The sequence below is a fragment of the Streptomyces sp. SID4985 genome, from assembly GCF_009863025.1.
Classification (GTDB): domain Bacteria; phylum Actinomycetota; class Actinomycetes; order Streptomycetales; family Streptomycetaceae; genus Streptomyces.
Genome location: NZ_WWIR01000304.1, coordinates 1 through 6,079 on the forward strand (window position 1 = coordinate 1; position 6,079 = coordinate 6,079).

Sequence of the window (6,079 nt, forward strand, 5' to 3'; positions counted from 1 at the left end):
TGCGGCTCCGCCGCGTGGGCGCGATCAGCCACAACGCGCCCGCAGCCTGCAACGCACAGAACCCCCCGAGCTGGACTCAGACCTGAATACCAGCCATCCGCTTCCACTCGTACGCGCTCGTACGGATCTTCGCCGCGAACTCCCCGTCGAACTCCTCGTGCACCGTGACCCCCGCCTTCTCCAGCGCCCGCAGCCCGATCTCCACGCTGGGTGCCACCAGGTTCCCCCACTCCCCGTCCTCGCCGACGAGGGCGATCCGGGCTCCCCGCTCACCGATGTACGCCACGTTGCCCCCGGCCCCGCCGTGCGCCTTGGCGAAGGCGCCGATCTCGTGGGCGAGGCGCTTCACCTTGCGCTCGGTCTTCGCGTCAACCTGCTCCGTGTCTGCCATGGTCAGGATGCTACCGACGGGTAGACGCAACGGCGAAGGGAGGGGCGCGTGGCCTTGACCACGCGCCCCTCCCTCAGGGAAGCAAGAAGGGGACTACCTCAGGAACGGGTCCACAGCGACCGCCACGAACAGGATCGACACGTACGTGATCGACCAGTGGAACAGCCGCATCTCCTTGAGCTTGACGCCCGTCACCTCGGCCCTGGCCCGGTTCTGCAGCCCGTGTGCCTCCCACAGCCAGAAGCCGCCGGAGGCCAGCGCGACCGCCGTGTAGAACCAGCCGGTGTAGCCGAGCGGCTGGAGCAGCAGGGAGACGGCGACCATCACCCAGCTGTAGATCACGATCTGCCGGGCGACCACCTTGTTGGAGGCGATCACCGGAAGCATGGGCACGCCCACGCGCGCGTAGTCCTCCTTGACCTTCATGGAGAGCGGCCAGTAGTGCGGCGGCGTCCAGAAGAACATGACGAGGAAGAGGATGACCGGCGCCCACGACATGGAGTTCGTGACCGAGGACCAGCCGATCAGCACCGGGAGGCAGCCCGCGATGCCGCCCCACACGATGTTCTGCGACGTACGCCGCTTGAGGATCATCGTGTAGACGACGACGTAGAAGAGGAGCGCTCCGAGCGACAGCCAGGCGGACAGCCAGTTGACGGTGAACCCGAAGAGCAGCGTGGAGACGACCGCCAGGCTGATGCCGAAGGCGAGGCACTCGCGCGGGCTGACCATGCCGGTCACCAGCGGCCGCTGCGAGGTGCGGTCCATCAGGGCGTCGATGTCCCGGTCGATGTACATGTTCAGCGCGTTGGCGCCGCCCGCGGACAGGTAGCCGCCCACGCAGGTGAGCAGCACCAGCTTGAGGTCGGGCACACCCTGCTGGGCCAGGAACATGACCGGCACCGTGGTGATGAGCAACAGCTCGATGATCCGCGGCTTGGTCAGCGCCACGAAGCCCTTGACCCGGGCGCCGAACGGCCGGTGGACCGGGCTGTGGCTCACACCGAGCGCACCAGCAGGACGGGATTCGACGGCCGTCACGCACACCCCTGACAGAGACATCCCAGCGGGCCACCCGTGTGAAACCGGTGTAAAGACCCGCGCGTACCACGCCACTTTAGACGTTGCCCATATCCGGTTTTCCGCCGGGGTCCGCTCGTGTTGATGCGGTGCCCGCCGGAGCCCCTTTGAGCAGGACGGCGGACCGCTCCGTATTGATGTGCCAAGCGGCTTCCGGGCCGGTCGGGAGGCGGATCGCGGCGAGTCCCGGCAGTCTGGAATGACTCGAAAAAACGCATGTCCCCTCGGGGGTAGGCTCGACAACGGCCGGTGGACACCAGTGCACCGGCGGGCCGGCGGGCGCCACGCGCCGCGTACCGGCGAACAACATGTGGAGAGGAGCCCTGACCCAGGGTGAGCACCAAGCCGACCACCACAGACCTTGAGTGGACCGAGCTGGACCAGCGGGCCGTGGACACCGCCCGTGTCCTGGCCGCCGACGCCGTACAGAAGGTCGGCAACGGCCATCCCGGCACGGCGATGAGCCTGGCCCCGGCCGCCTACACCCTCTTCCAGAAGGTGATGCGGCACGACCCGGCCGACCCGGAGTGGGTGGGCCGCGACCGCTTCGTGCTGTCCGCCGGTCACTCGTCCCTGACCCTCTACACGCAGCTCTACCTGGCCGGCTTCGGCCTGGAGCTGGACGACCTGAAGTCCTTCCGCACCTGGGGCTCGAAGACCCCGGGCCACCCGGAGTACGGACACACCAAGGGCGTCGAGACCACCACGGGGCCGCTGGGCCAGGGTGTGGCCAACGCGGTGGGCATGGCCATGGCCTCCCGCTTCGAGCGCGGCCTGTTCGACCCCGAGGCGCCGGAGGGCTCGTCCCCCTTCGACCACTACATCTACTGCATCGCCGGTGACGGCTGCCTCCAGGAGGGCATCTCCGCCGAGGCGTCCTCGCTCGCGGGCCACCAGAAGCTCGGCAACCTGATCCTGCTGTGGGACGACAACCACATCTCGATCGAGGGCGACACCGAGACGGCCGTGTCCGAGGACACGATGAAGCGGTACGAGGCGTACGGCTGGCACGTCCAGCGCGTGGAGCCCAAGGCCGACGGCGACCTGGACCCCGAGGCGATCTACGCGGCGATCGAGGCGGCCAAGGCCGTCACCGACCGCCCGTCCTTCATCGCCATGCGCTCGATCATCGCCTGGCCCGCCCCGAACGCCCAGGACACCGAGGCCGCGCACGGCTCGGCCCTCGGTGACGACGAGGTCGCGGCCACCAAGCGGGTCCTCGGCTTCGACGACAAGCAGACCTTCGCCGTCGCCGACGAGGTGCTGACCCACACCCGCGGCGCCCTGGAGCGCGGCCGCGAGGCCAAGGCCGAGTGGGAGAAGTCCTTCCAGGAGTGGCGGGACAACAACGCCGAGCGCGCGGCCGAGTTCGACCGCATCGCCGCGGGCGAGCTGCCGGCCGGCTGGGCGGAGAAGATCCCGGTCTTCGAGACCGGCAAGAGCATCGCCACCCGCGCCGCCTCCGGCAAGGTCCTCCAGGACCTCGGCGCGGTGCTGCCCGAGCTGTGGGGCGGCTCCGCCGACCTCGCAGGGTCGAACAACACGACCATCGACAAGGACAGCTCCTTCCTCCCGAAGGGCAACCCGCTGCCCGAGGCGGACCCGTACGGCCGCACCATCCACTTCGGCATCCGCGAGTTCGCGATGGCCGCCGAGATGAACGGCATCACTCTGCACGGGAACACCCGTGTCTACGGCGGTACGTTCCTCGTCTTCTCCGACTACATGCGCAACGCCGTGCGGCTGTCGGCTCTGATGCACGTGCCGGTGACGTACGTGTGGACGCACGACTCCATCGGCCTGGGCGAGGACGGCCCGACCCACCAGCCGGTCGAGCACCTGGCCGCGCTGCGCGCGATCCCCGGTCTGAACGTGGTCCGCCCTGCGGACGCCAACGAGACGGCCATCGCCTGGCGCGAGATCCAGAAGCGCTGGACGAAGGAGTTCGGCAAGGGCGCCCCGCACGGCCTGGTCCTCACCCGCCAGGGTGTGCCGGTCTACGAGCCCAACGACGACGCCGCCCGTGGCGGTTACGTCCTGCTGGAGGCCGAGGGCGGCGAGCCCCAGGTCATCCTGATCGCCACCGGTTCCGAGGTGCACGTGGCCGTCGAGGCGCGTGAGCAGCTCCAGGCCGAGGGCGTGCCGACCCGCGTGGTCTCGATGCCGTCGGTGGAGTGGTTCGAGGAGCAGGACCGGGGGTACCGGGAGTCCGTGCTGCCGCCGTCGGTCAGGGCCCGGGTCGCCGTGGAGGCCGGGATCGGCCTCACCTGGCACAAGTACGTGGGCGATGCGGGCCGCATCGTTTCCCTGGAGCACTTCGGCGCGTCCGCGGACGGCAAGGTCCTGTTCCGCGAGTACGGCTTCACTCCGGAGAACGTGGCGGCCCAGGCGCGGGAATCCCTCGCCGACGCCCAGCGCTGACGCCCGTAAACGACACGTAGGAGATGCAATTTCCATGACAGACGCACTCAAGCGCCTCTCCGAGGAAGGCGTCGCGATCTGGCTGGACGACCTGTCGCGCCAGCGGATCACGTCCGGCAACCTGGCCGAGCTGATCGACCAGCAGCACGTCGTGGGCGTCACCACCAACCCGACGATCTTCCAGAAGGCGATCTCGCAGGGGCACGGCTACGACCAGCAGCTGGCCGACCTCGCCGCCCGCGAGGTCACCGTCGAAGAGGCCATCCGCATGATCACCACGGCGGACGTCCGCGACGCCGCCGACATCCTGCGCCCTGTCTTCGACGCGACCGACGGCCAGGACGGCCGGGTCTCCATCGAGGTCGACCCGCGCCTGGCGCACAACACCCGCGCGACCGTCGCCGAGGCCAAGCAGCTGGCCTGGCTGGTGGACCGCCCCAACGCGCTGATCAAGATCCCGGCCACCGAGGCGGGCCTGCCGGCCATCGCGGAGACGATCGGCAACGGCATCAGCGTCAACGTGACGCTGATCTTCTCCCTCGACCGGTACCGCAAGGTCATGGACGCGTACCTGACCGGCCTGGAGAAGGCCAAGGAGCGCGGCCTGGACCTGTCCACGATCTACTCCGTGGCGTCCTTCTTCGTGTCCCGTGTGGACTCCGAGATCGACAAGCGGCTGGCCGCGCTCGGCACCGACGAGGCCAAGGCGCTGCGCGGCAAGGCCGCCATCGCCAACGCCCGGCTCGCCTACCAGGCGTACGAGGAGGTGTTCGGCTCTGCCGACAATTCGACGCCGCCCTCGGACCGCTGGAAGGCGCTGGAGAAGGCGGGCGCGAACAAGCAGCGTCCGCTGTGGGCGTCGACCGGTGTGAAGGACCCGGCGTACTCGGACACGATGTACGTCACCGAGCTGGTCGCGCCGAACACGGTCAACACCATGCCGGAGGCCACCCTCGAGGCCACCGAGGACCACGGGCAGATCACCGGGGACACGGTGTCGGGCACGTACGAGCAGGCCCGCGCCGACCTCGACGCGCTCGAGGCGCTGGGCATCTCCTACGACGACGTCGTCAAGGTCCTGGAGGACGAGGGCGTCGACAAGTTCGAGTCGTCCTGGAACGACCTGCTCAAGTCGACCGAGGCGGAGCTCAAGCGGCTCGCCCCTTCGGAGGGCTGATTTGTCACCCCTCAACGGTTCCGGAGCCAATCCGCTTCGTGATCCCGCAGACCGACGGCTCCCGCGCATCGCGGGGCCGTCGGGCCTGGTGATCTTCGGTGTCACCGGCGACCTGTCCCGCAAGAAGCTGATGCCCGCGGTCTACGACCTCGCGAACCGGGGTCTCCTGCCGCCGGGCTTCTCCCTGGTGGGCTTCGCCCGCCGCGACTGGGAGCACGAGGACTTCGCGCAGGTCGTGCACGACGCCGTGAAGGAACACGCCCGTACGCCGTTCCGCGAGGAGGTCTGGCAGCAGCTCCTCCAGGGGATGCGCTTCGTCCAGGGCACCTTCGACGACGACGACGCCTTCGAGCGGCTGCGCTCGACCATCGACGAGCTGGACAAGGCGCAGGGCACGAGCGGCAACTTCGCCTTCTATCTGTCGGTGCCGCCGCGCGCCTTCCCCGTGGTCATCCAGCAGCTGAAGAAGCACGGCCTGGCCGACCAGTCCAAGGGGTCATGGCGGCGCGCGGTCATCGAGAAGCCCTTCGGCCACGACCTGAAGTCGGCCGAGGAGCTGAACAAGGTCGTGCACGAGGTGTTCGAGCCGGACCAGGTGTTCCGGATCGACCACTACCTCGGCAAGGAGACCGTCCAGAACATCCTGGCGCTCCGCTTCGCCAACACCATGTTCGAGCCGATCTGGAACCGGTCCTACGTGGACCATGTGCAGATCACCATGGCGGAGGACATCGGCATCGGCGGCCGCGCCGGGTACTACGACGGCATCGGCGCCGCCCGTGACGTCATCCAGAACCACCTGCTCCAGCTGCTCGCGCTGACCGCGATGGAGGAGCCCTCCTCCTTCGACGCGGACGCGCTGGCGGCCGAGAAGACCAAGGTGCTCGGGGCCGTGCGGCTGCCGGACGACCTGGGTCTGCACACGGTGCGCGGTCAGTACGCGGCCGGGTGGCAGGGCGGCGAGAAGGTCATCGGCTACCTCGAAGAGGACGGGATCAACCCCGAGTCGA

At 68.9% G+C, this 6,079-nt stretch carries 5 protein-coding genes; 3 read left to right on the forward strand and 2 right to left on the reverse strand.

Features of this window, described 5'->3' with window-relative positions; translation table 11 throughout:
• Positions 1–76 precede the first annotated feature (76 nt).
• Both GTW40_RS12405 and GTW40_RS12410 read right to left on the reverse strand, forming a co-directional pair.
• On the reverse strand, positions 77–391 hold the full coding sequence (locus GTW40_RS12405; protein WP_161180226.1) for a hypothetical protein: 315 nt from the start codon (positions 389–391) through the stop codon (positions 77–79).
• A 93-nt stretch (positions 392–484) separates the two neighbouring features.
• Positions 485–1,438 carry a heme o synthase gene (locus GTW40_RS12410; protein ID WP_161180230.1) on the reverse strand — a complete coding sequence of 318 codons (954 nt, stop codon included), beginning with the start codon at positions 1,436–1,438 and terminating at the stop codon, positions 485–487.
• Between the two features lie 366 nt (positions 1,439–1,804).
• Here GTW40_RS12410 and tkt point away from each other — a divergent pair, with 366 nt between their 5' ends.
• The 3 genes from tkt to zwf all read left to right on the forward strand — a co-directional run.
• Entirely contained in the window at positions 1,805–3,892 is a 2,088-nt protein-coding gene (tkt, locus tag GTW40_RS12415) for a transketolase (protein WP_161180227.1), read from the forward strand.
• Positions 3,893–3,926: 34 nt separating this feature from the next.
• Positions 3,927–5,069, forward strand: coding sequence for a transaldolase (gene tal / locus GTW40_RS12420; protein WP_161180228.1), 1,143 nt, complete (start codon positions 3,927–3,929; stop codon positions 5,067–5,069).
• A gap of 1 nt (position 5,070) precedes the next feature.
• The coding region (gene zwf / locus GTW40_RS12425; RefSeq protein WP_161180229.1) for a glucose-6-phosphate dehydrogenase at positions 5,071–6,079 on the forward strand (1,009 nt) is incomplete at its 3' end.

Excerpts from the sequence above, each read along its gene's own strand:
- GTW40_RS12405 (WP_161180226.1), bottom strand. The coding sequence starts at position 391 with ATGGCAGACACGGAGCAGGTTGACGCGAAGACCGAGCGCAAGGTGAAG.
- tal (WP_161180228.1), top strand. The coding sequence starts at position 3,927 with ATGACAGACGCACTCAAGCGCCTCTCCGAGGAAGGCGTCGCGATCTGG.